This window comes from Sulfurospirillum barnesii SES-3, from assembly GCF_000265295.1.
Taxonomy (GTDB): Bacteria; Campylobacterota; Campylobacteria; order Campylobacterales; family Sulfurospirillaceae; genus Sulfurospirillum; species Sulfurospirillum barnesii.
This window is the reverse complement of record NC_018002.1, coordinates 936,628-959,401: the sequence shown is the minus strand read 5'-3', so window position 1 is coordinate 959,401 and position 22,774 is coordinate 936,628. Positions and strand designations below refer to the sequence as shown.

Below are 22,774 nucleotides of genomic sequence, written 5' to 3'. Positions count from 1 at the left end.
GCGATGATTATCAACGATACCACGCTTCGTGATGGGGAACAAGCGCCCTTTGTCGCATTTAACACCGAGGAAAAAATCGCCATTGCGTCTGCTTTGTATTTAGCAGGTGCGGATGAATTGGAAGTGGGAATTCCAGCGATGGGAGGAAAAGAGCAAGCTGACATCAAAGAGATATTAGCCCTTGATTTGCCGCTTCGCATCATGAGTTGGAACCGTGCCACGATGCGTGATTTGGAAGCCTCTTTGGCGTGCGGTCTTAAAGCGGTGGATTTGTCTATTCCTGTATCGGATATTCTCATTGATGCCAAATTTAAAGGCGATAAAAACAGATTGTTGCGCAACCTTGAAGAGGTCTTACATGTAAGTGCTCAAGAGGGCATTTTTGCGTGCATCGGAGGGGAGGATAGCTCAAGAGCCGATTTGGGATTTATCAAAGAAGTGATGGCACTGGGGCACAGTCTTGGCGCACACCGTTTTCGCTACTGTGACACGGTGGGCATCATGCGTCCGCATCAGATTTTTGAGCATATTTCCTACCTCACAAGCCTCAATCTTTTAGACATCGAAATGCACACCCACAACGACTTTGGCATGGCAACGGCGAATGCCATTAGCGGACTGGAAGCGGGTGCAAAAAGTGTCAATACCACCGTTATTGGTCTGGGTGAGCGTGCAGGAAATGCAAGTTTTGAACAAGTACTCATGAGCCTTGCACATCTTTTTGGCGAACAACGCACCATCGACTCAGATGCGCTTAGGCATCTTGTTTTGCTTGTTGAAAAAGCGTCTAAGCAAACGATTTCATCCACTATGCCCATTGTGGGGAAAAACATCTTCTCCCACGAATCAGGCATCCATGTTAACGGTATGATCAAGCACGAAAAAGCCTATGAAGCCTTCTCCCCCCAAAGTGTGGGAATGAAGCGAAGCTATCCTATCGGGAAGCATTCAGGAAGTGCAACCCTTCTGTTTCACTTGCGTGCTATGGGGTATGAGCCTGAAAATGACATCATCCATAAAATGCTCCCACAAGTGCGCCAAATCGTCACCGAGCGTAAAAAAGTCTTAAATAAAAAGGAACTCAAAGCGCTCTTTTTAGCATCAAAGGCGTGCTGATGGAGCCTTTTGCTTCAAAAATCATCTGTGAATGCGGGCACAAAAGCATCCAAGAAGCCATAGATATTTTTAAAGCAACCACATTGCCTTATAAAAAGGCTAAAAAACTCGTGACGCAGTGCAATCAAACCTGCTGTCGAAGGGCTCTGATGGCCTTGTTTAACATGGTAGAGTTTGGCGAGATTGATTACGAAGAGATTGCTTTTTTGATTGACCAAAAGAACAGTAGAAGTGAGGAAGGAGAAAGCGATGCGTGAGGGAATTAGGGAGTTTGCGCAGTGGATAAAATCGATTGGACTAGAGCACACATTGCCTCGCAATCTAACACAACTCGAAGCCATCACCACGCTTGATTTAAGCCGTAAAAAACTGACTTTTTTACCTGAGAGTATTGGAGCACTGCAAAATCTTAGTGTTTTAAAAATAACAGGGAACAGGCTTAAAGTGCTTCCTAAAAGTATCTCTTTGCTTACAAATCTACGAAATTTTCAGTGCGAAAATAACCTATTAGAACATTTGCCTGAGGACTTTGGCAACCTTCACTCCTTAGTGATTTTAAACCTCAACGGCAATCAGCTCACCGCTTTGCCATCAAGCTTTTATGATTTGACCAATCTTACACGTCTCACCCTAGCTGTCAATCGGTTAAGCCATTTAGACATCGCTTTTAAAAATCTCAAAAAACTTTTACATGTAAGCTTAGATACCAACTATTTTGAGACACTTCCAGATAGTTTTGGCTCCATGAAATCGCTTTATTTTTTAGACCTATCCTTTAATAAATTAACCACCTTACCCTCTTCTCTGAGTGAAATCAAAGAACTAGAAACCCTAATTTTAGAGGGTAATGCATTGCAAAATCTGCCTAGCCTTGAATCACACGATATGCTTATTAAACTCAACCTTGCCTCAAATCAATTGCACTCCATTGATTGTAATCTTTCAAAACTAGAAGATTTACACATTCTCTGCCTTGAAAATAATCTTCTTCAAACGCTTCCACAAAGTCTTTGTACACTCAAAAAGCTCACCTCCTTAAATCTAAGCGCAAATCACCTCACCCATTTGCCTGAATGCATAGGTCAACTCACACAACTCTATGAATTGGATGTGGAAGACAATGCACTCACAAGTCTCCCCAATTCACTTGAAAATCTGCCCTTGCTCAAAAATCTGTACATCGCCAATAACCACGATTTAAAGCGCCCAAACATCCCCTCGCTAGAGTACTGTGACGTTGAATAAGGATATTTTAACTCCAGCTAAGATACCATATATGTATGACAGATATGGAAAAAATACGACTTTTAAAGCTCTTGTACCAGCACAGGGCTATGGGATTTGAATACTTTCAAGAGTATCGCCCCCTTGCCTTAAAGCAACAGCTTGTACTTTCAAAAAACCTTGAAGAGCTTAAATGTGAGGTAATGCAATGCCACTTGTGTGGACTAGCAAAGAGCCGTAAAAACATTCTTTTTGGTGCTGGAAACCTAAAAGCAGCCATCATGTTTATTGGAGACAATCCAAGCGTTAGCGAAGATGAAACAGGCATACTTTTTAGTGGAAAAAGTGGTGAACTCCTTGCAAAAATGATTGAAAATGTTCTGTTAATTCCCAAAGAAGAAGTCTATGTTACCCATATTTTAAAGTGTAAAACACCTGAAAATCGTGTTCCATCGCCTGAAGAAGTGGCATGCTGTAAGCCCTATTTGATGCAACAAATTCATATGATTCGCCCTAAAATTATTGTAACATTAGGCTCAACCAGTTTTCATCATCTTACAGGAGAATACGATACGCCAATTGATAAAGTGCGTGGTGCCGTTCTTAATTTTGGTGAGGCTAAATTAATTCCCACCTTACACCCTAACTTTTTATTGCGAAACCCAAGTGCGAAAAAAGAGGTTTACGCAGACTTATTAACCCTAAGGAGCTTGTTATGAAATTTTGGTTATCCCTTACACTCACTCTTCTCTTTTTCACGGGGTGTACCACCACCAATACCGCTCAACCCTATAAACCAACAACATTTAATCTCTCTAGCAGTAAAGCTTCAGCCCCTACAAGAAGTACAACGACCTATCCAGGTTCCCAAACAGAGCATGATTTAGCGCCTTCCTCCCCCATTACGATTGATAGCACCATTCGTTCAACAACGCTTGCAATGGCAACGCCTACACCTGGTACTAGCATTGAAGCACCCACACAGATGTCACAAGAGAGTAGCCCATCTGCTGCTTTCATTCCACCCCCGCTCAATGATGATAACAGTATGATTAAAATTGCGGTTTTAGTCCCACAAAGAACCATTAAAAAATATGCTATTTCCTCTGTCAATTCTGTGATTGCTTACTTACTCTATAAAAATTATTATTTTGATTTAAATGTCTTTAATTCAGGGGATGAAAAAGCAGAATCTTTAAATCAATCCTTAAAAGAGATTCAAGCAGGAGGGTATCACTATATTATTGCACCACTAACCGCTGAGGGTGCAAGCATTGTTGCCTTAAATGAAACACAAATACCAATTTTCATTCCAACACTTCACCACTCAACGCTACCAAATGCGGGAAGCAATATTCTTTTTGGCGGCATTGATTATGATCAACAAATTGCACTCTTAGCTCAAAAAACCAACACCCGTGTAGGTACTTTTGAAGATGGTAGTAGCCTCAGCTATCAACTCAATGGATATGTCAAAAAATATACCCCCAATGTCTTTTATGAAAAACGCATTGAAAACGCTAAAGCAAACTTCAAACAGATATTTAAGGGTAATGGCTCGTTTAATAATGCTTCGTTGTTTTTGAACACTCCCTTAGTGACTTCAAGCCTCATTGCCTCACAGCTTCGAGCCAACAGCCTAAACCCGCATGTTTTGCTTTCAACACAGATTAATTACAATCCACTCTTACTTACTCTTACCCAATACGAAGACAGAGACCGTATGTATGTCGCAAATTCCATCCAAAAAGCGCCTGCTGCATTAGAAGAGAGTAATGCCTTGTTTGGGCATGACATCGTATACGACTGGGTAAATTATGCCACAAATATTGGCATTGATTATGTGTGTTATGACTTTTTTGAAGGAAAGGCTGAACGTCTTTTTAGTGAACCTTTGATTAACAATCAAGTCATATACAACACATCACTCTACCAACCAGGACGTAACGAGTTTATTCGGATTCCTTAAATACAGAGGCAAAAAATGCCTTTGTCTCTTCATCAATCTTACACGGCTTCCCCTCTTTAACGTACGCAAGGGTGGAAGTCATACTAAAGAGTTTTTCTTCACCTTTAAAAATAAACTGTTTTAAAATTAAAGAAGCATTTTTCATTGCGATGAGTTCATGTGTCACCTCAACTAAATCACCTAGTTTTGCAGGTTTAAAATAATCCGCCTCCAAATGACGCACCACAAAATGCCCACCATCTATTGCAGGACTTTTACCCTTTTCAAAGAATAAATCACTTCGTGAGCGCTCACACAATTTCAAATAATTCGCATGGTAGACCACCCCACCAGCATCTGTGTCATCATAGTAGATACGTGTTTTCATTAACGCCTCCTTCACTTTTAAAAAAAGATTATAGCCAAAACCTTAGGGTCTCAAAGGTGAAATATATTACAATACGTCTATTAAACTTACATGTAAAAAGGCACACTTTGAAAAAGATATTTCCTTTAGAGGAAGAGAATAAGAACAGTGATAGAGTCGTTGATGCTCTCAAACATGAAATACGAAAATACCTCAAACGAGAACGCAATAAAAAACTCCCTGAGGGTGCGCCGTTTTGGATATTTGAGTGTCGTATGGGTCAAAAAGAAGAGAGTGCACAAGAGGTCTTGGTGCAAGATTTAATCAGCACTATCGATAAGGCACATGCCGAAAAATGGGGCGAATGCTATATTGAAATTATTGCCAAACCTGCTAAAAATTTAAAAAACAAAGAAGAGGCGCAGTAGCCTTTTCTTTGACTATGGTATTTTTTTGTACGTTGTTTTTACGCCTAAAAGATTCAGTTCAATGGTTCGCTCATCCTTTCGCTCAAAACGAATGCGTGTTTTTGTTTGACTATCAATCACTTCAACATACTGGCTTTCAATGATGTATTCAATAGGCGTACTAACACCATTGGCAAGAATAGCCTCTTTACGAAATTCAATGTCACCCGTGGGAATGAAAATATTGCTCTTTTTTTGCGGTTGCCATTTTCCAATCAAAGGATTATGCGGTTCATACATAAGAATAAACAGCAAAAGAGAGCCTGCAACGAATATAAAAAGAGTCACAAGCAGTTTGGCTTTACGTTGTGCTGTCCACTCTCTTTGATGCATACACGCACGCATTTTTTCTAAAACAGAAGCTCTGTTCGGGTTTGCTTCTGCCTGCTTTTTTTCGTGTTCTACCTCTGCGATACTTGCATATTTTTCTTCTTCAAGTTGCCTAAAAAAAGCATCTTCATCTTCTTCACTCAAAGGGTCATCCTCATAATTTTTATGAAAGCGTGAGAGCTTCTCTGGATTCATATAGTGAAGTGTTTCATCTTCTTTGACTTTAAATAAATTGATGAATTTTGAAAACATAAGCACCCTTATCTAAAAAAATAATCCTAAAATTATAGCGTTATAAAGGTTTGAAAATTATGAGAACACTTTACATGTAAAAGCACACATGAACTGCTATAATGTCCAAAAAAAATAGATTTAACACGCTTAAAGGTACTAACGCTTTATGGATGAAACAAGAAAACAACACACCCGTCGCAAAACAAGCCCTACTTCTACACCAAAAACGATTCAAAAAAGAGTTTCCAAACCCAAAAAAAAGGAGCTTTTACCAGCTCAAAAACGCCCTTCTTTCTTTTTAAAAACCATCGCTGCACTTGTGGTCTTACTCTTTTTAGGCTTTGGCGTGAAATTTGCGCTTGAGCAAACCCTCTATGCCAATCCATTAATTGGAAGATGGAGAGCGCAAACCACGTTAGGTATTATTGAAATTGAATTTGAGCGGGATGCTTTTTCATCCTTTGGAACCAAACACCGTGTGAGTTACGATGTTTCAGAACAGTTTGTGCTGGTAATGGATGAGAGCATTAAAGTGGGAAGTCTGTATAAAATTATCGACAAAAATACAATTTCATCAGAAGCTGGAGGCTTTAAAACCCTCTATAAACGGGTCAAATAAGCTTTACATGTAAACCTACGGATTTGAGCCCAACACCTTTTCTATCGCCTCTTTCAGTTCGCTACTCAAATTCTCCATTTTATTGAGCATCCATAAAAGATAGTTTCTATCTATTTCTAACACTTCCTCTGGCGTTTTGCCAGCATATTTTCCAAAACCGATAGTAAGCGTGACGTTCTCTTTGGTGGCTTCGAGGGCGTGGAGTATGGAAGCTTTGACATCAGCGTCCAGTCCGTTGGCGTTTAGCATATAGTGGAGGTCTTGACGCTCTGTTTGTGCCACATCGACAAATTTTTTGCCTTTATTTTTTCCATAAGGAATGTGACTTAAGACGATAGGCTCAGAACAAAGAAGAATCATTTTAGGCATAGAGTGTTCTTCACAAAGACGTTCAAACAAGTGTTTAAGAACGATAACATCGCCTAAGGCATCGTGCGCATGAATGATAATGCCATACTGCGTTGCCAATGCCTCCTCGCGTTGATAGAGACCCCATTGGTAGCGTTTGTATTGCAAAGCAAATGAGCCATCAAACGGATAATACGCACGCAAAATGCGAAAGGTATCAATCAAATTCATCTGGGAAGTGAAGCCCTCTTTTGCTAACATTAACAGATCAAATGCAGCATTGTGTATCACCAAAATATTCTCTTGGGTATTGAGTTGAAGGAGTCTTTCATACGCTTTAGTTTGCACACAAGCAGGTGCATCCGCAACCTTCTCAGGGGTAATATGATGCACCGCCATTGCCTCGTACGAGATAGGAAGTGGTGGTTTACACACTTCATTGTGTATTTCTTCTATTTCCATCTCGACGTTGAGCACTAAAAAGCTTAACTGGCATATGCGGTCTTTCTCCATAATGCCTGTTGTTTCGGTATCTAAGACAATGATTTTCATCTATTTTATTCCTAAAAATGTACAGAATCTCTTTTTTTTATTCTTACATGTAAAGATTATGCTTTGGTCATTTCACGAATCAGTTCATACTCATTTTTACGCAACGCATCCAACAAGGTTGTAATTTCATCCAAAGGAACACCCATTTGACTGAGAGCCTCTTCTCCTGTTCGAATACTGCTCTCTAATGTCTCAGCAATCACCCAATTGGCACCTGCGTTTAATAATTTATCCATGGCTTTAATATCCAAAGCCCGTGCTAAAATTTTAATATGCGGGTAATACTCTTTAATATGTTTAACCACTTTAATCGCATTTAAACTGTGATCAATAGAGACAATAATCATTGAAGCTTCTTCAATTTTAATGGTATGAAGCAGTTTAAGATCGGTAATATCACCAAAAAAAACGGGCATTCCCTCATTTTTTCCATGGGCAACCTCTGTGGGGTTGACATCAAAAACCATAAAAGGAATCGTCGTACTTTTGAGCATTTTTGCAATGACTTTTCCTGTATTGCCATACCCTGCAATTACCACTTTTTGCTCAAAACTCACCTCTTCTTCTTTAAAATAGGTTAAGGGAGAAATATGAATCAGTTTGTTGGCTAATTTAGAGCCAAAACCATACAGCACAGGTGTCACCAACATACTAATAGAAATCACACCAATTCCCACCACAAAAAGTTGATCGTCAATGAGATGTAAAGCTTTCGCCGCACCAAAGAGAACAAATCCAAATTCACCGCTTTGATTGAGTAAAAATGCCAATTTGATGGCATTGCTTTTTGACGCACCAAACGCTAAGGTTAAACCAAAAAGCACCAAAGCTTTGAGCACTAAAATGACAACAATATGCTCTGTAAAAACCCACGGGTCATTCATAATCGCATTAAAATCAATGGACATACCAACAGCAATAAAAAAGAAACTCATGAGAAGGCCCTTAAAGGGGTCTAAACTTGATTCAATTTGAAAGCTGTACCGTGAGGTGGAGAGAAACATGCCCATTAAAAAACCACCCAAAGCCATTGAAAGTCCTGCATGATCCATCAAATAGGCAGCAAGCACAACACTTAAGAGTGTAAGCATTAAAAAAGCATCTTTATTGCGCTCTTTTGCCACCCTCTCAAATGCTTTTGGAAGCACGTAAGTGCCAAAGGCAACCAACAAAGTTCCCATTAACAAAAAAGTGCCAATTTTCTCAAGCCAAGAGCCATTATCAGCTTCTTGCATAGGTGCGACCAATGGCAAAATAGCCAACAAAGGCACAACCGCTAAATCTTGCAACAGTAAAATAGCAAACGCACTTTTGCCGTGTTCTGTGGAGAGTTCTCCTTTTTCTTGTAACAGTTGCATAACAAATGCAGTAGAAGAGAGTGCAAGAGTAAAACCCAAAAGCAGTGCAACTTTATAGTTTTCAAGAAAAAAACTCATATAAATCCCCAAAACAACACCCGAGACAATCACTTGCAAAGAGCCCAATCCAAACACTTCTTTACGCATAGACCACAATTTAGAAGGTTGCATCTCTAAGCCAATAACAAATAAAAGTAAAACGACACCAAACTCAGTAAAATGGCGCATGGTCTCGACATCACTGGTAATAATGGGTCCAGCGGTGTGTGGCCCTACAATAATACCCGCAATCAATAATCCTAAAATAGAGCCCAGCCCCATATGTTTTGAAATGGTAACCATAATCGCAGTCACCGCTAGAAGGACTAAAATTGAAAGAAGGAACAAATCCATTCACACACCCCTTTTACATGTAAAACTATAAAACAATTTCTTGATTGATATTTAATCCAAAACCAGATAAACCAATATAATCCTTACGTTTTGTGGTTGAAAGCAGATTCATATTTTCAATACCCAATTTTTTGACAATCTGTGCGCCAATACCAAATTCACGAAGTTCTGGATTGGAGGTGTATTCACTGTCAATAAAAATAAATATACCATTATTCTTTTTCAAATGCTCAATCGCTTTTAAAACGCCACTGTATTTCTTCTCATTCGCTAGTAACTCATTATCGGGAAGAATATGATGAAATTTTACAAAACTGGTTTTTTCAATCTCACCAAACGCATACACAATATGATGATTTCCCTCGTGGTCAACCATGTCAATTTTACGTGCTGGCGCACCAAAAAACTCTACATTTGCTGATGCAACTTCTCGAACTAATGACTCAGATTGCATACGGTACGCAACAATGTCTGAAATATAGACAATATTAATACCATGTTTTTTACAAAAAAGGTCTAAATCATCACGGCGAGCCATATGGCCATCTTCTTTCATCACTTCGCAAATCACAGAAACTTCACATACCCCAGCCAAACGGCACAAATCTACAGACCCCTCCGTATGCCCCGTGCGCACCAATGTACCACCCTTGCGGGCAATCAATGGGAAAATATGCCCAGGACGCACCAGCTCATCCGCACGACTCATAGAATCGGCTAAAATCTTAATAGTCACGTCTCTCTCGTACGCCGAAATACCTGTAGAACAAATACGTGCATCCACAGAAACAGTAAAGGCTGTTTCGTGTTGAGAGTCATTATTTTTCACCATAGGTGTCAAATCAAGACGTTTGGCAACCGCTTCATTTAAAGAAACACAAATAAGACCTTTGGCTTCTGAAGCCATAAAGTTCACTTTTTCGGGTGTTGAAAACGTTGCAGCATACACAAGATCACCCTCGTTTTCTCTGTCTTCATCATCGACCATCATCACCATTTTGCCATGCTTAATATCTTCTATGGCTTGTTTGACTCTTTGTATTGGCATCTACTGCTCCACGTGTTAATTTTATACTGTAAAAAGATTATAGTCCATTCCCCTTGACAAACAAATTAAAAATCACTATAATTTCACCTCGTTAAAGGCATTGGGGTGTCGCCAAGCGGTAAGGCACTGGTTTTTGGTACCAGCATCCAGGGGTTCGAATCCCTTCACCCCATCCACCTTTTACATCTTCCGTCGCGGGATAGAGCAGTTGGTAGCTCGTCGGGCTCATAACCCGAAGGTCGTTGGTTCAAGTCCGACTCCCGCAACCATTCCAAACACCCATTATATCGAACTTTCAGCCACTTTATCGGGCAAAATCACACTACTTATTATTTTATCTATCACTTGTTTACTCGTTTCAGGCTTTATCGTCACATATTTTTGCGTTGTTTCTATGTTTGTGTGCCCTAGCGTATGAGATACTTTTTCAATCGGAAGATTTAAAACATTGATGGAATACGTACCAATGAGATGACGAATATCATGCAGTCTAATGTAAGGCAAATCGTTTACATGTAAAAAGCGCTTCCATGCTTTAGCGAGTGTGGAATATTGTGTATTGGTTTGAGGATTGATAAACACGTAACCTTTTGGGTGTCGTGTATTCTGCTCTACACAGGCATGAAGATAATGGAACATAAGCCTATCACGTAAAATATCCGTCATTTTGTAGCTCATGTTTTTTCGTGCTTTATTGATTTGAGCAGGAATATAATAGAGCCTTTGTTCCATGTCTACCATCTCCCACTTAAGACTTAAGACCTCATTTCTTCTTCGTCCATGAAGCAAAAAAAGAAAAATATCTCTATACATGTAAACATCATACGTCAAAAGTGAGTAAATAAAATCCGTTTGCACCGCAGTTGAAAAAGAGAAATAGCGTTTATTGTCATATTTTGGAAGTTCTACGAAGTCACACGGATTGTCTTTAATAAGACCTAAACGCAAAGACAATTTAAAAACCACCTTGATAACGTCAAGGATATTTTTAACGGTTTTTGGTTTTAGTCCTTGATTGAGTAAATCATTAACGAACTTTTGGAGCATGGGGTAAGTGACTTCACTTACTTCCATGTTCTCAAAAATTGGCATGATGTGTTTTTGGGTGAAGCCTTTTTTTGTGCGGATGGTTTGAAGAGATTGTAAAGGTTCAATCATAGAAAAATAATCTTCAAAAAGCTTTTTAATTGTCATTTTGCCCTCAATAATTTGTGATACCATTTTTTTGACGTGTTGGCGTAATAATCAGCACGTTTAAATCTACCTCTTTCAATATATTTCTCAAAAAAGAAAAAAATCTTCTTAGCGTATTTTTTGAGTGTCATTTATACGCCTATTTACAAAAGCAAGATACATTCTCTTCGTTCCAATCAAAAGAGAATTTAATCTGTTTATCATTTTTTTCTTTTTGTAGTTCACGTTCAAAACGAAAAGCTAGGTCATCTAAAGAGTAATCACTTCTAAATGTTTTGATATGAGCGTTTAATTCTTTTGCTTTATGCTCCCATGATTGAGCAATTTTGTATTGCTGTGGGAAGTGTGCATAAAGTGCTTTCCAACTAGCAAGTGTTTGTTTAGGGCAGAACATACAACCAGTACGTGTGAAATGATCATATAGAGAGTTATAGATTCCCATCTCTTTTAGGTATGCAGATACATTATCTTCATTCCACTCCCAATCAATCAAAGGGTATTTATTAAAAATGTACTGCTCAGTTGCTTCGTGCATACGATGACGTTCACGTGCAACATAACCTAAGTACATGTAAGCACCGTCCACTTTTTTAGCGAAGTTTCGAGAAATATTTTTTTTAAGTTCTCTAGTACAAAAGGACATGCTAGAAGCATAAGGAACACCTCTAATAATTCCTTTACGTTTTCCTTTTGTAAAAGGAGAAAAACAAAGTGTTTCTAAAGTATCTTTAGAACGTAATCGAGTTATTCCAATACCATATTTTTTTAAAAGCCAAGTATCAAGAGCATAAAGATAATCATACATTTCAGGAAACTCATTACCTGTATCACAGAAGATAATATAATCAACAGGTAAACCTAACTCTAAAGCTCTAACCGTCATAGCGGTACTATCTTGACCGCCTGATAATGAGTAAATGTGTTTGAAGTTTTTCATTTGTATGCTCCTAAAATTCTATTGGATTTAGAGATTCGATTTGACCTTTGATAAGGAAACGCTGGATGCATTCGTTTTTTGTAAGTGTGTAGTGTGCAAAATCCGTTTTATCTATGCTAAGAGAGTAGAAATAGTATAAGAGCTGGTCATCGTCCATGAGAACAGGTGATGGATACCTTTTAAAATATGGATAGCAAGAGCCATTTATCATATCGCCTACATGTAAATTTTTAGAATTATGTACAGGAATAGGAATATGAATCTCTTTTTTAAGAGATGATTTTAAACATGGTTTTGCGTTATTGTAAGTCAATGTTCTAATTTGCACTTTTTCTTCTTTTAACTGTCCGAATTCACGGATTAGCTCACCATCTTGAAACATTTTATAGAGTCCTTTTTCATAAAGAAGCGTTTTACCGAGGTTTGTGTCTTCAAATTTAAAATAGTCATCTTCCGCAGACCATTCGCACATGGAGTTGATTTTTAAATCCGTAAGATAAAGCCAATCGTTCTCTAAAGGGTAGACTTTGTTGTAAACCCATTGCGGTACGAGCGTATGAGATGTAGTGAAGCGGACAATACGGTGCTTAATGTACCACGCTTGAAGTTCGTCAATTTTGGCTTGATTTTTTATATCCATGAACGACTTTGTGACGTATTTGAGAATGTATCCCACAGGGTTTGAAATCGTCCATTGAAAACCGTTAAGTTCTCCGTTTTTAATTTGTTCAGGGGAAAGGCGTTTTTTATCTTGCGTGATATTCATAGGAGCATCAAAAATTTTTATAAATTCTTCTTTGAGCTTAAAAATATACGAAGCAGGAACGTAAAGAAGAACATGTGCATGAGGCACACCGCTCTCATGGGGTTCTGTGGCAAAAAGATAGCCTATTTTTGAATCTTTACGCATGTTTTTAAATGTGCGTGTACTTGTAAACTTATCCCATTGCCATCTTAACACCATGTATAAATCATGCACTTCAAATGTCTCTTGATTCATTGCTTTTGTGCGTAGATAGCCATATTTATCATTTTCAGGGAGTTTAGAAAGTAGACCATCGCTAAAATCTGAATAATCACCATAAAAAAGAGAATGAAACCAACCATCAAGAGTAATAGTAAGAAAAATAGGCGTTAAATCAAGATTTGTCATCGCTTGTTGTAATGTATTGACCTTATTCACAAGTTGCGCATAATATCGTTCCGATATATTCGCACTCATGGAAACGTCACTGAGTGTTTTAACCGTACCGTTTGAAGTGGTAAATGTTGCATTATCTTGATAATCTTTTTGTTTGTCAATTTTCTTTTGAGTGTTTTCAACATCAAAAGAATTGAGACCGTATTTCATATAAGCACCTTTTTTAAAAAATGTTCGGAAACTTTTGTTAAGTTGACAAGAGAGCTTCGCTCGTGTGGTGCAGTGGCTCCTCCTCGCTCACGCTCAAACGTCAACTACAATTTTCTTTTAGCTGTTTAGGGTGGAGTCTCAAAATCACTCTAAGCCCTTACAGCACCTTACGTTCTCATCCATCTTGACGACCCACCGAGGAGGAGTGACGCCAAGCGTACTTTAAACACGCTCACACTGAGAATTAATGCTTAATTCTCGTTCGCTTTTATCTGCGATGCTTTTTACATGTAAATATTCTTTATAAATAAAAAGCGGAATAATGACATCAGGATTATCTGTGTCATAGTGTTGCATGACATAACAAAGCCAATCATATTCTTGAAGTGTAAGTTGAAGTGATATATTGATTTGCATAATTCATCCTAATTTTGTGTTTTAGTGACCGTGCCTTTTGCCCTGTTCTTGCCATCTGACGTGTCAAAATCCCGTGAAAGTCCAAAGCTATTAATAACGGACTGGTGAATAAGCAGATTGACGTAAAAGGAGCGTTTAGAGACAGGTTGTGTGGAGACTACGAAAAAGACCTGTTTGTCTATCATTTTTTTAAACTCATCAAGACTTAAAATCTGTGTGCCGATAAAATAGACATTATCCATCACGAAAACACGGTAAAGGTTTTGAGATTCGATGTTTTGGTACGGCTCTTTTACATATTGGTTATAGGTAGAATTCTCATCATAACTTTGCAGATTGCCACGTGCGCCTTTAACGGCATTAAGAGGCGGAGCGGAGTAGTCATACTCTACCGTTCTATTTTGCTCATTCGTAGGTTGTACGGACGTTGATGAGGGCTTATTAATATCTTGAAAAAGCGTATAAAACGTATACACAAAACCCAAAAGAGCAAAAGCAATCAAACCAAAAGTGATGTAAACGTATTTCTTCCAATACGACTTTTTAACCTCAGGAGTACGTCCCCCATCTCCGCTAACGTAGAGCATGAAAGGATTGAACTCTTGACCACTTTTATCTTTGATGGTTTTTTGCTTTTTGTATTTGATTTTATCACGACCACCCGTGATAATATTTTTACCCTCAGAATCGTAAAGGTCAAAAACAATATCATTGGCAGGGTCAGCTTTCAGCGAGTATTCAGGGGCGATGTAAAGCTCAAAATCAATGCCTAAATATTTAGAATGAATTTTATCAACGCTTTGAGTCATTAAAAGACAATCACACGGACCGAAGTGTCGCTGGAGAGAAAAAAAGTTTGAAATAAACTCACACGCCTCTAAATTTGCTTGAGCGGTTGAAAAGGTAGAAAGTCCAAATTGACACTCATCATAAATAAAAAGAGTTGGGGTGCGTTCACTCTCAGGCTTCTCACGCTCTTTCATCTGTTTGTCAAAAATAACAAGTAAATCATCTTTATGCCAATAGCGGTCCTCGTGGATGATTTCTATATCCGCATTACCGCTTAGCTCTTTAAAAAGTGCAGGTTTAAAACCACCTACGTTAGAAATAAGCCTTTTATAAAGCGTATGGCGTGGAACAGAAACCGTTTTTGAGAACTCTTTACCATTATTATCAATACCGTAAATCGTTGAATCGACAAGTTCAAACAAAAAATGGATAGAAGTAAGACTTTTACCGCTACCTTGACCACCTATAAGCACCCTAATCATGACTAGTTACCATACGTCCAAAAATGCACCATTTTTCTTTTTAACCAATTGGCAGAGATAAAAGAAATATAGGCACCTAAAATATTAAATGCACCAAGTTGCGTAAAAAACCAACAGATGGTGGGAGTCATAAAATCATTAGTATCAAAATGATTAAACGCGAACTGTGAAACTCCATTCATAACCGTTACAAGTAGGGTTGTATAGACTGTAAAAAAAGCAATTTTTGCACCATTTTTACCAAAGAGTTTAAGTAAAAATTCTGTAATTGCGATAAAAAATCCAGTAAGAAAAACGGGCATATTTTAATCCTTTAAAAATTCTTTTAAACCAATAAGATAGACAAAAGCCATCAAAAGACCTGAAATCACGTTAAAAGGAATCATGGCTAAGAGTTCAGGCGGAGGGAAAACGAATGTCTTACCAGCGATTTGAAACTGAGCCGTTTCGCAGTAACACGCACCGCTATAATTATTCATTTTTGGAGTTAATTTATTAGTTTCAAACCACGTATTCTCAGGTAAAAGGTCAGAAAGAACAAAAGAAGATTCGTTTGCATCAGGCGCTTTGATGGTTTTGTTATCATCAAAAAACCCTTTTATATCACTCAAAAGAGTATTAGTAGTATTTAAATCATCATGAAGTGTGCCTAATTTCGAATTTGTCGTATTACCTTCACCTTGTATTTTTTCTAAAAGCTCATTGGTCGCACTCATATCCGTACCATTTAAATCACCAACAGCATCAAGAATCTCACCGAGTTTATCGGTAATAGATTTACCTTGTGCGTTAACCGCATTGGTTGTACTTGCGGTATGGGAAGAAATATCATTAAGACTTGAACCGTTTGCCAAAGAGACGTCAATAAGGTTTTTCAAACGAGCGTCTAAATGCTCTCTAAATAAAGTTGTTTGTTCAAATTCTTTGGCTAAGAGCGTTTTTGTATCAGATTGAATATCTTTCATATCTTTAGATAAAGCGTTAGAATCGGTTAATTTTGAAACAACGGTATCTAATTTTGTATTGGATTTATCTAGGGTAGTTTTTACAGAGTCCACAGAGGTTTTTACCGTATCTACCGAAGCTTTAACTATGTCAACAGAAGCTTTTACAGAATCCACAGACGTTTTTAAATCCTTTTCGGTTGGAGTTGTAGGATTTGTTGGGTCAGTTGGCGTTGTTGGGTCAGTTGGAGTGGTCGGATTCGTTGGGTCAGTGGGCGTTGTTGGGTCGGTTGGAGTCGTAGGATTTGTGGGTGTTGTTGGGTCGGTTGGCGTTGGGTCGGTTGGCGTTGTTGGGTCGGTTGGATTAGATGGTAAAGGTTGCATATTTGTAAAAACAGGGAAAGAAATACCATTGTCGCATTTAGTCGTGGTTTTAGTAAAAGAGTAGCCATTGTTGTTTACAGTCTCGTAAGGGTCAACTCTACCACCCGTATAAGAAGAACCTAAAGCATCACAAACACAAGAAGCAACTGTAGAAGCATTATCGGAATGCGAACAGTCGATACAAACACCCGTGTCACCTTTATATTTACGCAAATAAGGATCACAAGGGTCATCTAAAGGTTTTTGAACACATTTACCATTAACAACTTCCTCATTTTGTGCGCATTCTAAACAATTACCTGAAGAATCAATATCACCGCTTGGACAAGGAGAAGTTTTAGTAAAAATTCGCACCACATCATATTCACATTTATTGCGATTGTACGCTTCATAATCTACCCATATTTTAGTAGGTTTCATATAATTATTAGTACCATCAGAATTGCTACTAGCATATGTTAAAACGCCTGTTGTAGCTCCACAAGGAAAAGAACTTCTATCTTCAACATAATTATTAGTACTAACAGTAGTGGAATATTGATAATAAGTAATACCACCCACACTATAAGTTTTAAAAAAATCTGAAAATAAAAAAGTATTCAAAAGCATCAATGCTAAAACTATTCTTTTCATTTAAGCACCCTCACCTGTATAAAAAACGTCAATGTACTTCTTTTTGTGTTCAAGCTCTCGTATTTAAAAAGGTATTCAAGCAAGGGAATGTCACCGAGTACAGGGATTTTATTGATGTCTTTTATATCTTGCGCAGAAGTCAAACCGCCTAGACTTATAGAACCGCCATCTTTTAAATTAAACGCACTGTTAATAGATTTTTTAGAGGTTTGAATAAGACCGTCACTGTCTAATTTTTTAAGTGTTTCTTGTGTCAAAACAACATTTAGAGCAATCAGCCCATTATCTAAAATGCGTGGATTGATGGAAACGGTTAAGCCTAAATCTTTTTGCGTGTAGGTGTTTCGCACGGATGTGGATGTACTAGAATCATACGAGGACGTTTTAACGCTGACACTATCGCCCACATTCATGGTTGTTTTACCATTATTGGAAACTATCACGTAAGGTTCAGATACTATTTTAATGTAGTCTTGTGTTTCAAGAGCATTTAAAACGTCTTTAAATTGTGCGCTAAAAAGTTTATCAACGGTAAAGTTTTTCAAATCAACAGAGGAGACATTGATATTTAAATTTGATAAAAACGTAGGGTCTAAGCCCTTTTGATTCAATTTTTCGTTATTGATTTCTATCACTTTTATGGTAAGTTCTATATTAGAATTATCTTGCTCTTTTGGAACAACATGCGCTTTTTCATCGACAACATAAAAAGAGCCGTAGTCATTTAAAAAAAGCCCTTTTGACTCAATCACACGCTTATACGTTTCAAAAAGAACCTCAGGACTTACATCCTCAATCAAGAAATAATCCACACTCATGTTTTTTATATCTTGAGAGACTAAAATGTTTTTATTGCACTCTTGAGAGATTTGAATTGTTAAGTCACGAAGTCCAAAATTCGTAGGTGCAAGTTCAATGCTAAATGCTTGAATGCAGAGCATGAAAAGAAAAAGTAGCTTTTTCATTTAAAATACTTTACGATAACTAGCTTGACGAGGTAAAAAGGCAAGATACCTTTCACCAAAACCGTAAAGACAATATCTAAAACGTAATTGGCAGGAGCGGAAGCCGTCATACCAAAATGGATAATATCAACTATCATGCAAATAAACTCCATAACATCAAAATTGCGATTAAAAGACCAATGAGAGCATTTAAATATTCAAAATCCTCACTGCTAAGACCTAAATCATTATTGGAAGATTTGGGAGTGCATTCGCCTGTGGTTGTGTTGTAGTCATAACCGCCATAAACATCATCACCAAGATTTGTAGTGAACGTAGAAGCAACAGCGCCAGTGTCGGAGCGGATAAAATAGAAATTGCCATCTTTATACCAATACTCTTTAATGCACAGATTTGAGGGTTGAAACAAATAATCCGCAAAGAGAAAGTTAACACAGAAAAGAGAAGCAAAGAGTAGTTTTTTCATATCAGCACCTTTAAAAATAGAGGAGAAATTCATCTCCTCTTTGAAGCCATTCTCAAAATGAAAAACGAACTAAAGACCGATAGCTTTATCGTCAAAAGAGAACCTGCTACCAATGCAAAAGCGGTTAAATCAATTTGAGTAATCATGCAACTTAACCTCTGTTAATGACACGTTTAACATACGCCCAGCCAAGAGGAGCAAGGGAAATAGCGATAACCGCACTGATAACCGTAATAACCATCCCTTTAATGGAGGTAAGTTGTGTGGTTAAATCTGTATACCACGGTTCATCAGCCGCAAAAGCACCAACAGCCACTAAAGCCGTAATTCCGAGAGACTTAATAAGTTTCATAGAAACTCCTTTTTTTTGTAGTAGAGTATTTAAACCCTCTTTCAATCCCTTTACATGTAAAAGGGATTTGAAGAAAGTTAGGAAACTTTAGGTGTTGGTTGTTGTGGTTTTTTAGAATCTAAAAGAGCACTTATCTCTTTTATGAGTTCACCCGCACTTTTTGAAAGAGGCACAGTAAAATAGTCTTTTTGAGCACGTGGAAAACGTCCTTTACATGTAAAAGCAATTCCATTGTTTTGAAGTTGAATAATCTTCTCAGCAAGAGTGCCAACCTCACTTTCACTCTCACCGCTTATCTCAAAATTGACGGACTCATCCACAGAGGTATCTTCGTCTAATTCACAAAATGACGTGGTTAAAAGTTTTAATTTATAGGATGGAGAGGTGGCGTTTTTATTGATTTCTTTCATCTGCTCTAGCGTAAAGAAAGAGCCATTCATGGTGTAGTTTGTCAGCGTATAGGTTAAGTCGAAGCCATTGAAAAGATAGTTACTCTCAACAGGACTAGAACCTACAACATAATGTAATGTTTTATCGTCTTGATATTTTAGAAGAAGCTCTAAAAGCTCTTTAGCGGAAGAATTTGAAAAAGCATAATACTTTTGAGCTTGTTGATTCTCTTTAGTAAAAGGCTTTTGAAAAACGCCAATGTCCAAAGGAAGCATTTTATCTTTTGCCAAATACTCTTTAAGGGCATTATTAAGCTTCACAGCTTCAATTCTATTTTCACACTTCACGACAACATCAATAAGATGCGTAATGGAAAAAATGGGATTATTTGGATTTCGCTCAATGTTTTGAGTAGTAATGACCAATTGGTCTTTAAAAGGGTAACGAGTACCAACAGAGTGAATCTGAATTTTGCGAAGAAGCACTTTGGCTTGATACGCTTGTTGAATGTAGTGAGGGTAGATTTTGTCTTGCATGATAAGCACCTTTAAGTAGTTTTTGTAAGCACCATTTAACACAACACGGAGCAGGTGCTTAACAAACTCCGTGAGAAGGAATCAAAAACTGTGATGAAACACGCCATCACCTTTATGTTTAGAAAACCTTGGTATTTGAAAAGAGAAATTTTCAAATAACGAGATTTTCGAACTATTTTTTATTAAAAAAATAAAAATGCTATAATTAAAACTAGAAAAAATTCTAATTACTAGAATAATTCTAAATGTTAGAATACCACTCTAAATATTAAAGTTTTATAAAATTTAGAATAATTGTTAAAAAAAATATAATTATTGGAATATCAATGAATAAAAAAGAATTGGCAGTTAGATTAGATGTTTCTGTTGCTACTCTTTACAATTGGGAAAAAACAAAACCCGAACTAATAAAATTAATCAATTTAGGATTAAAGGATGAGATACAAGATATAAATGAAGAAGAAAATATAAACACCTATTACAGGCAACTAACAGAAGAAGAAAAAGAAATGTATATGGCTGAAATTAAGGCTAGAGTTATGAGAAAAAAATTAAAATAAAAAAAACAAAAGGTGCTTAAGATGAAGAAACTACTTATCCTTGTTGGATTACTCACAAGTATGTATGCAATTCCACCCTGCGAACTTCCTGATGAAAAAGTATGTATGTATCTTTATAAAGGAGGTATGAATGCAGAAATTATCATTACAAACTTATCAACCGATACAGTTCTTGTGACATATGCAAGTGCATCATTGGATGGAAATAGTAAAACAATTCGAAATTTAAAATTAAGCTCAGGGCAAACCTTTACAATGCTTCAATCACGATATAAAACCTACGACCAAAAACCCTACTACCATATAAATTCATTCGAATATAAAGCACTAAAGTGAAACAATGTTCGATGATAAAACACTAAAATTACTTGAAACGTATAGAAGAGAAAAATATAACGAAAAGGTACATGGAAGTTTTACAACAAACAATAAAAAAAATAAAACATCTTCACATTTTTTATGGTTAACTCTTCTTGCATTTATAGGATATTTTGGGCTAACAAATCTAATCAATTTAAAAGAAAAACTACACGAAACCCAACAATCAAAACTACACGAAACCCAACAATCAAAACTACACGAAACCCAACAATCAAAACTACACGAAACCCAACAATCAAAACTACACGAAACCCAACAATCAAAACTACAAAAACCTATCATAGATGAAAGACAAAAACCCATAATAAAAAATGTCAATATACAATACACTAAACCCAGTGTGCTAATTGAAAATAAAAAAAATGAAATAAAAGAACCAATAAGAGAAAATGAAACGATAGTTCTTATGCCAAAAGAAACACCTAAAAAAAATGAACCAATTCAAGAAGTTGAAGAAGAAGAAATCATACCAAGTACAGTATCAAGTAATAGTTTTTATAGATAAAAGATTTTAGAACAAGTAGTATAAAGTGGGAGTTTATCCCACTTGTTTTAAAGATTTACGACTAAGGTTTAAATCATCAAGCTTTTGAATGAGCCACATTTTAATGATAGACTGACGTGTGACACCCATACGTTTAGCCTCTTTGTCTAAAGAAGCAATCGCCCATGATGGCAAATCTACATTTACTTTTTTGATTGACAATAACTTTTTTTCAAATTCACTTTTAGTCATTTTAGAAGATAAATCAATATAAGGGAGTATATCTTCACCATTATCAAATTTTCTATCAAATTCTTCTGCTGATATTTTTTTCATACTATCTCCTTTTCATTTTTTCGACATCGTCTCACGCTGATAATGCGAATATTGTCTTCACGCATAGTAAAGACAGCCACATAACAAAGTTCACCAATATGACCTACCAGTAAAAAACGCTCTTCATTGTTTATTTCAACTTGTTTAAAAACCAAGTATTCATTATCCCAAAGAGCTTGAGCTTCTTCAAAGTCAATTCCATGTTTTTCTTTGTTGGCTTGACTCTTTGCTTCATCGTATTCAAACATCAAAGACCTTTTTATTTTAGGTATGGTTATTATACTCTTATTATATTTACAAAATCAAGTGAGTGAGGTGTTTAAGAAAAGTGGTATCGGGCAAGGTAAAAAACGAAGTTCCATTAAATGTAAGCGGTAAGTGTTTAAGGTTTAAAAAATGTGTACGAGGTTCAACTTCTCATAACCCGAAGGTCGTTGGTTCAAGTCCGACTCCCGCAACCATTTCAAACACCCATTATATCGAACTTTCAGCCACTTTGTCGGGCAAAATCACACTACTTATTATTTTATCTATCACTTGTTTACTCGTTTCAGGCTTTATCGTCACGTATTTTTGTGTCGGTTCGAGCTACGTCTAACTCACTCTCAAAAGATATAGGTACGTTTAAATACAAATCTTGTGTCGGTTCGAGCGAGTGGGAAAACTTATATTTAAAAGGTGCTTCTCTGTTTAAATACAAATCTTGTGTCGGTTCGAGTTTCTGAAGCAGTTGAAGAAGAGGCAACCGTTAGTGGTTTAAATACAAATCTTGTGTCGGTTCGAGGCAAGACTCCAGCTTCTTAACCTAGGTCTTCTTGAGTTTAAATACAAATCTTGTGTCGGTTCGAGAAGCATACCCAGCAAGAATAAAGTTTAGAGGATTGTTTAAATACAAATCTTGTGTCGGTTCGAGCATCACTTATTTACATAACCAAGCGTATTTACCAACGTTTAAATACAAATCTTGTGTCGGTTCGAGAACATCATAGGCTAAGACATACTGAGACATTGCACGGTTTAAATACAAATCTTGTGTCGGTTCGAGGTATTGCACGGTATAAGAGAGAGCTTCTCCTTGCCAGTTTAAATACAAATCTTGTGTCGGTTCGAGAACCACGCCTCAGTGATGGTGAGCGAGCCGTACTCGAGTTTAAATACAAATCTTGTGT

At 37.2% G+C, this 22,774-nt stretch carries 29 protein-coding genes, 2 tRNA genes and 1 CRISPR repeat array (1 of these 32 cut by a window edge); of the genes, 12 read left to right on the top strand and 19 right to left on the bottom strand.

Annotated elements, in window-relative coordinates; genetic code table 11:
* The first annotated feature begins 3 nt into the window (after positions 1-3).
* From nifV to SULBA_RS04900, 5 genes are read left to right on the top strand one after another with little or no spacing between them, the layout of a single operon-like run.
* The gene (gene nifV / locus SULBA_RS04920; RefSeq protein ID WP_014769169.1) at positions 4-1,116 is read left to right on the top strand and encodes a homocitrate synthase; all 1,113 of its coding nucleotides are present in this window, start codon (positions 4-6) and stop codon (positions 1,114-1,116) included.
* The gene (locus tag SULBA_RS04915) at positions 1,116-1,373 is read left to right on the top strand and encodes a hypothetical protein (protein WP_014769168.1); all 258 of its coding nucleotides are present in this window, start codon (positions 1,116-1,118) and stop codon (positions 1,371-1,373) included. Before nifV ends, SULBA_RS04915 begins: the two co-directional genes overlap by 1 nt.
* Positions 1,366-2,361: a leucine-rich repeat domain-containing protein gene (locus tag SULBA_RS04910; RefSeq protein WP_014769167.1), complete on the top strand. Its 996-nt coding sequence runs from the start codon at positions 1,366-1,368 to the stop codon at positions 2,359-2,361. Before SULBA_RS04915 ends, SULBA_RS04910 begins: the two co-directional genes overlap by 8 nt.
* 44 nt (positions 2,362-2,405) lie before the next feature.
* Positions 2,406-3,059: a uracil-DNA glycosylase gene (locus SULBA_RS04905; RefSeq protein WP_245391442.1), complete on the top strand. Its 654-nt coding sequence runs from the start codon at positions 2,406-2,408 to the stop codon at positions 3,057-3,059.
* On the top strand, positions 3,056-4,309 hold the full coding sequence (locus tag SULBA_RS04900) for a hypothetical protein (RefSeq protein WP_014769165.1): 1,254 nt from the start codon (positions 3,056-3,058) through the stop codon (positions 4,307-4,309). Before SULBA_RS04905 ends, SULBA_RS04900 begins: the two co-directional genes overlap by 4 nt.
* Here the strand turns inward: SULBA_RS04900 and SULBA_RS04895 are convergent.
* Entirely contained in the window at positions 4,293-4,676 is a 384-nt protein-coding gene (locus SULBA_RS04895; protein ID WP_014769164.1) for a YbgC/FadM family acyl-CoA thioesterase, read from the bottom strand. The genes SULBA_RS04900 and SULBA_RS04895 overlap by 17 nt on opposite strands.
* A gap of 107 nt (positions 4,677-4,783) precedes the next feature.
* Here SULBA_RS04895 and SULBA_RS04890 point away from each other — a divergent pair, with 107 nt between their 5' ends.
* On the top strand, positions 4,784-5,083 hold the full coding sequence (locus SULBA_RS04890) for a DUF6172 family protein (protein ID WP_014769163.1): 300 nt from the start codon (positions 4,784-4,786) through the stop codon (positions 5,081-5,083).
* Between the two features lie 12 nt (positions 5,084-5,095).
* Here the strand turns inward: SULBA_RS04890 and SULBA_RS04885 are convergent, their stop codons facing one another.
* The gene (locus tag SULBA_RS04885; protein ID WP_014769162.1) at positions 5,096-5,704 is read right to left on the bottom strand and encodes a hypothetical protein; all 609 of its coding nucleotides are present in this window, start codon (positions 5,702-5,704) and stop codon (positions 5,096-5,098) included.
* A 148-nt stretch (positions 5,705-5,852) separates the two neighbouring features.
* Between SULBA_RS04885 and SULBA_RS04880 the strand changes: the two genes are divergently transcribed.
* Positions 5,853-6,305: a hypothetical protein gene (locus SULBA_RS04880; RefSeq protein ID WP_014769161.1), complete on the top strand. Its 453-nt coding sequence runs from the start codon at positions 5,853-5,855 to the stop codon at positions 6,303-6,305.
* A 15-nt stretch (positions 6,306-6,320) separates the two neighbouring features.
* Here SULBA_RS04880 and SULBA_RS04875 read toward each other — a convergent pair whose 3' ends face one another.
* From SULBA_RS04875 to SULBA_RS04865, 3 genes are read right to left on the bottom strand one after another with little or no spacing between them, the layout of a single operon-like run.
* Positions 6,321-7,205, bottom strand: a complete 885-nt coding sequence (locus SULBA_RS04875) for a 3'-5' exonuclease (protein WP_014769160.1) — start codon at positions 7,203-7,205, stop codon at positions 6,321-6,323.
* Between the two features lie 56 nt (positions 7,206-7,261).
* A complete protein-coding gene (locus SULBA_RS04870) occupies positions 7,262-8,956 on the bottom strand; it encodes a cation:proton antiporter domain-containing protein (protein WP_014769159.1) in 1,695 nt (564 codons plus the stop codon).
* Between the two features lie 25 nt (positions 8,957-8,981).
* Positions 8,982-10,004, bottom strand: coding sequence for a bifunctional 3,4-dihydroxy-2-butanone 4-phosphate synthase/GTP cyclohydrolase II (locus SULBA_RS04865; RefSeq protein ID WP_014769158.1), 1,023 nt, complete (start codon positions 10,002-10,004; stop codon positions 8,982-8,984).
* A 101-nt stretch (positions 10,005-10,105) separates the two neighbouring features.
* Here SULBA_RS04865 and SULBA_RS04860 point away from each other — a divergent pair.
* Positions 10,106-10,180: transfer RNA gene (locus SULBA_RS04860), tRNA-Gln, on the top strand.
* 17 nt (positions 10,181-10,197) lie between these two features.
* Positions 10,198-10,273 (top strand) — tRNA-Met (locus SULBA_RS04855).
* 13 nt (positions 10,274-10,286) lie between these two features.
* On the opposite strand, the gene SULBA_RS04850 is transcribed toward SULBA_RS04855, so the two are convergent.
* The 12 genes from SULBA_RS04850 to SULBA_RS04800 form a co-directional block, all read right to left on the bottom strand.
* Positions 10,287-11,198 (bottom strand): tyrosine-type recombinase/integrase, encoded by a 912-nt coding sequence (locus tag SULBA_RS04850; RefSeq protein WP_041671811.1) that lies wholly within the window; start codon positions 11,196-11,198, stop codon positions 10,287-10,289.
* Between the two features lie 139 nt (positions 11,199-11,337).
* Entirely contained in the window at positions 11,338-12,135 is a 798-nt protein-coding gene (locus SULBA_RS04845; protein WP_014769156.1) for a phosphoadenosine phosphosulfate reductase domain-containing protein, read from the bottom strand.
* Between the two features lie 10 nt (positions 12,136-12,145).
* On the bottom strand, positions 12,146-13,486 hold the full coding sequence (locus SULBA_RS04840; RefSeq protein WP_014769155.1) for a rolling circle replication-associated protein: 1,341 nt from the start codon (positions 13,484-13,486) through the stop codon (positions 12,146-12,148).
* Between the two features lie 222 nt (positions 13,487-13,708).
* Complete coding sequence (locus SULBA_RS04835; RefSeq protein ID WP_014769154.1) at positions 13,709-13,903, bottom strand: hypothetical protein; 195 nt, start codon at positions 13,901-13,903, stop codon at positions 13,709-13,711.
* 8 nt (positions 13,904-13,911) lie between these two features.
* Positions 13,912-15,174: a zonular occludens toxin domain-containing protein gene (locus SULBA_RS04830; RefSeq protein ID WP_014769153.1), complete on the bottom strand. Its 1,263-nt coding sequence runs from the start codon at positions 15,172-15,174 to the stop codon at positions 13,912-13,914.
* Between the two features lie 2 nt (positions 15,175-15,176).
* The gene (locus SULBA_RS04825) at positions 15,177-15,476 is read right to left on the bottom strand and encodes a hypothetical protein (RefSeq protein ID WP_014769152.1); all 300 of its coding nucleotides are present in this window, start codon (positions 15,474-15,476) and stop codon (positions 15,177-15,179) included.
* A 3-nt stretch (positions 15,477-15,479) separates the two neighbouring features.
* Complete coding sequence (locus tag SULBA_RS13015; RefSeq protein ID WP_172634063.1) at positions 15,480-16,922, bottom strand: hypothetical protein; 1,443 nt, start codon at positions 16,920-16,922, stop codon at positions 15,480-15,482.
* A 209-nt stretch (positions 16,923-17,131) separates the two neighbouring features.
* Positions 17,132-18,100 (bottom strand): type II secretion system protein GspD, encoded by a 969-nt coding sequence (locus SULBA_RS04815; RefSeq protein WP_014769150.1) that lies wholly within the window; start codon positions 18,098-18,100, stop codon positions 17,132-17,134.
* Positions 18,097-18,237, bottom strand: a complete 141-nt coding sequence (locus SULBA_RS12925; RefSeq protein ID WP_014769149.1) for a hypothetical protein — start codon at positions 18,235-18,237, stop codon at positions 18,097-18,099. Before SULBA_RS12925 ends, SULBA_RS04815 begins: the two co-directional genes overlap by 4 nt.
* On the bottom strand, positions 18,234-18,566 hold the full coding sequence (locus SULBA_RS04810; protein WP_014769148.1) for a hypothetical protein: 333 nt from the start codon (positions 18,564-18,566) through the stop codon (positions 18,234-18,236). Before SULBA_RS04810 ends, SULBA_RS12925 begins: the two co-directional genes overlap by 4 nt.
* A 151-nt stretch (positions 18,567-18,717) precedes the next feature.
* Positions 18,718-18,918, bottom strand: a complete 201-nt coding sequence (locus tag SULBA_RS04805) for a hypothetical protein (RefSeq protein ID WP_014769147.1) — start codon at positions 18,916-18,918, stop codon at positions 18,718-18,720.
* A gap of 77 nt (positions 18,919-18,995) precedes the next feature.
* Positions 18,996-19,844 (bottom strand): hypothetical protein, encoded by an 849-nt coding sequence (locus tag SULBA_RS04800; RefSeq protein WP_014769146.1) that lies wholly within the window; start codon positions 19,842-19,844, stop codon positions 18,996-18,998.
* 326 nt (positions 19,845-20,170) lie between these two features.
* On the opposite strand from SULBA_RS04800, the gene SULBA_RS04795 reads away from it, so the two are divergent.
* The 3 genes from SULBA_RS04795 to SULBA_RS04785 are packed head-to-tail and all read left to right on the top strand — an operon-like array spanning position 20,171 to position 21,290.
* Entirely contained in the window at positions 20,171-20,404 is a 234-nt protein-coding gene (locus SULBA_RS04795; protein ID WP_014769145.1) for a helix-turn-helix domain-containing protein, read from the top strand.
* A gap of 21 nt (positions 20,405-20,425) precedes the next feature.
* Positions 20,426-20,740 (top strand): hypothetical protein, encoded by a 315-nt coding sequence (locus tag SULBA_RS04790; RefSeq protein ID WP_014769144.1) that lies wholly within the window; start codon positions 20,426-20,428, stop codon positions 20,738-20,740.
* Positions 20,741-20,744: 4 nt separating this feature from the next.
* Positions 20,745-21,290, top strand: coding sequence for a hypothetical protein (locus SULBA_RS04785; protein WP_014769143.1), 546 nt, complete (start codon positions 20,745-20,747; stop codon positions 21,288-21,290).
* 33 nt (positions 21,291-21,323) lie between these two features.
* Here the strand turns inward: SULBA_RS04785 and brnA are convergent, their stop codons facing one another.
* Positions 21,324-21,605, bottom strand: coding sequence for a type II toxin-antitoxin system BrnA family antitoxin (brnA, locus tag SULBA_RS04780; RefSeq protein WP_014769142.1), 282 nt, complete (start codon positions 21,603-21,605; stop codon positions 21,324-21,326).
* Positions 21,602-21,853 carry a BrnT family toxin gene (locus SULBA_RS04775; RefSeq protein WP_014769141.1) on the bottom strand — a complete coding sequence of 84 codons (252 nt, stop codon included), beginning with the start codon at positions 21,851-21,853 and terminating at the stop codon, positions 21,602-21,604. The genes brnA and SULBA_RS04775 overlap by 4 nt, the downstream gene beginning before the upstream one ends.
* Positions 21,854-22,227: 374 nt before the next feature.
* Positions 22,228-22,774: a CRISPR direct-repeat array (repeat unit 30 nt; unit sequence GTTTAAATACAAATCTTGTGTCGGTTCGAG) (it continues 2,173 nt past the right edge of the window).

Excerpts from the sequence above, each read along its gene's own strand:
- SULBA_RS04775 (WP_014769141.1), bottom strand. The coding sequence starts at position 21,853 with ATGTTTGAATACGATGAAGCAAAGAGTCAAGCCAACAAAGAAAAACAT.
- SULBA_RS04795 (WP_014769145.1), top strand. The coding sequence starts at position 20,171 with ATGAATAAAAAAGAATTGGCAGTTAGATTAGATGTTTCTGTTGCTACT.
- SULBA_RS04865 (WP_014769158.1), bottom strand. The coding sequence starts at position 10,004 with ATGCCAATACAAAGAGTCAAACAAGCCATAGAAGATATTAAGCATGGC.
- SULBA_RS13015 (WP_172634063.1), bottom strand. The coding sequence starts at position 16,922 with ATGAAACCTACTAAAATATGGGTAGATTATGAAGCGTACAATCGCAAT.
- SULBA_RS04840 (WP_014769155.1), bottom strand. The coding sequence starts at position 13,486 with ATGAAATACGGTCTCAATTCTTTTGATGTTGAAAACACTCAAAAGAAA.
- SULBA_RS04885 (WP_014769162.1), bottom strand. The coding sequence starts at position 5,704 with ATGTTTTCAAAATTCATCAATTTATTTAAAGTCAAAGAAGATGAAACA.
- SULBA_RS04895 (WP_014769164.1), bottom strand. The coding sequence starts at position 4,676 with ATGAAAACACGTATCTACTATGATGACACAGATGCTGGTGGGGTGGTC.
- SULBA_RS04900 (WP_014769165.1), top strand. The coding sequence starts at position 3,056 with ATGAAATTTTGGTTATCCCTTACACTCACTCTTCTCTTTTTCACGGGG.
- SULBA_RS04880 (WP_014769161.1), top strand. The coding sequence starts at position 5,853 with ATGGATGAAACAAGAAAACAACACACCCGTCGCAAAACAAGCCCTACT.
- SULBA_RS04800 (WP_014769146.1), bottom strand. The coding sequence starts at position 19,844 with ATGCAAGACAAAATCTACCCTCACTACATTCAACAAGCGTATCAAGCC.
- SULBA_RS04875 (WP_014769160.1), bottom strand. The coding sequence starts at position 7,205 with ATGAAAATCATTGTCTTAGATACCGAAACAACAGGCATTATGGAGAAA.
- SULBA_RS04815 (WP_014769150.1), bottom strand. The coding sequence starts at position 18,100 with ATGAAAAAGCTACTTTTTCTTTTCATGCTCTGCATTCAAGCATTTAGC.
- SULBA_RS04810 (WP_014769148.1), bottom strand. The coding sequence starts at position 18,566 with ATGAAAAAACTACTCTTTGCTTCTCTTTTCTGTGTTAACTTTCTCTTT.
- nifV (WP_014769169.1), top strand. The coding sequence starts at position 4 with ATGATTATCAACGATACCACGCTTCGTGATGGGGAACAAGCGCCCTTT.
- SULBA_RS04870 (WP_014769159.1), bottom strand. The coding sequence starts at position 8,956 with ATGGATTTGTTCCTTCTTTCAATTTTAGTCCTTCTAGCGGTGACTGCG.
- SULBA_RS04830 (WP_014769153.1), bottom strand. The coding sequence starts at position 15,174 with ATGATTAGGGTGCTTATAGGTGGTCAAGGTAGCGGTAAAAGTCTTACT.
- SULBA_RS04850 (WP_041671811.1), bottom strand. The coding sequence starts at position 11,198 with ATGACAATTAAAAAGCTTTTTGAAGATTATTTTTCTATGATTGAACCT.
- SULBA_RS04805 (WP_014769147.1), bottom strand. The coding sequence starts at position 18,918 with ATGAAACTTATTAAGTCTCTCGGAATTACGGCTTTAGTGGCTGTTGGT.
- SULBA_RS04825 (WP_014769152.1), bottom strand. The coding sequence starts at position 15,476 with ATGCCCGTTTTTCTTACTGGATTTTTTATCGCAATTACAGAATTTTTA.
- SULBA_RS04905 (WP_245391442.1), top strand. The coding sequence starts at position 2,406 with ATGGAAAAAATACGACTTTTAAAGCTCTTGTACCAGCACAGGGCTATG.
- SULBA_RS04835 (WP_014769154.1), bottom strand. The coding sequence starts at position 13,903 with ATGCAAATCAATATATCACTTCAACTTACACTTCAAGAATATGATTGG.
- brnA (WP_014769142.1), bottom strand. The coding sequence starts at position 21,605 with ATGAAAAAAATATCAGCAGAAGAATTTGATAGAAAATTTGATAATGGT.
- SULBA_RS04845 (WP_014769156.1), bottom strand. The coding sequence starts at position 12,135 with ATGAAAAACTTCAAACACATTTACTCATTATCAGGCGGTCAAGATAGT.
- SULBA_RS04910 (WP_014769167.1), top strand. The coding sequence starts at position 1,366 with ATGCGTGAGGGAATTAGGGAGTTTGCGCAGTGGATAAAATCGATTGGA.
- SULBA_RS04790 (WP_014769144.1), top strand. The coding sequence starts at position 20,426 with ATGAAGAAACTACTTATCCTTGTTGGATTACTCACAAGTATGTATGCA.
- SULBA_RS12925 (WP_014769149.1), bottom strand. The coding sequence starts at position 18,237 with ATGATAGTTGATATTATCCATTTTGGTATGACGGCTTCCGCTCCTGCC.
- SULBA_RS04785 (WP_014769143.1), top strand. The coding sequence starts at position 20,745 with ATGTTCGATGATAAAACACTAAAATTACTTGAAACGTATAGAAGAGAA.
- SULBA_RS04915 (WP_014769168.1), top strand. The coding sequence starts at position 1,116 with ATGGAGCCTTTTGCTTCAAAAATCATCTGTGAATGCGGGCACAAAAGC.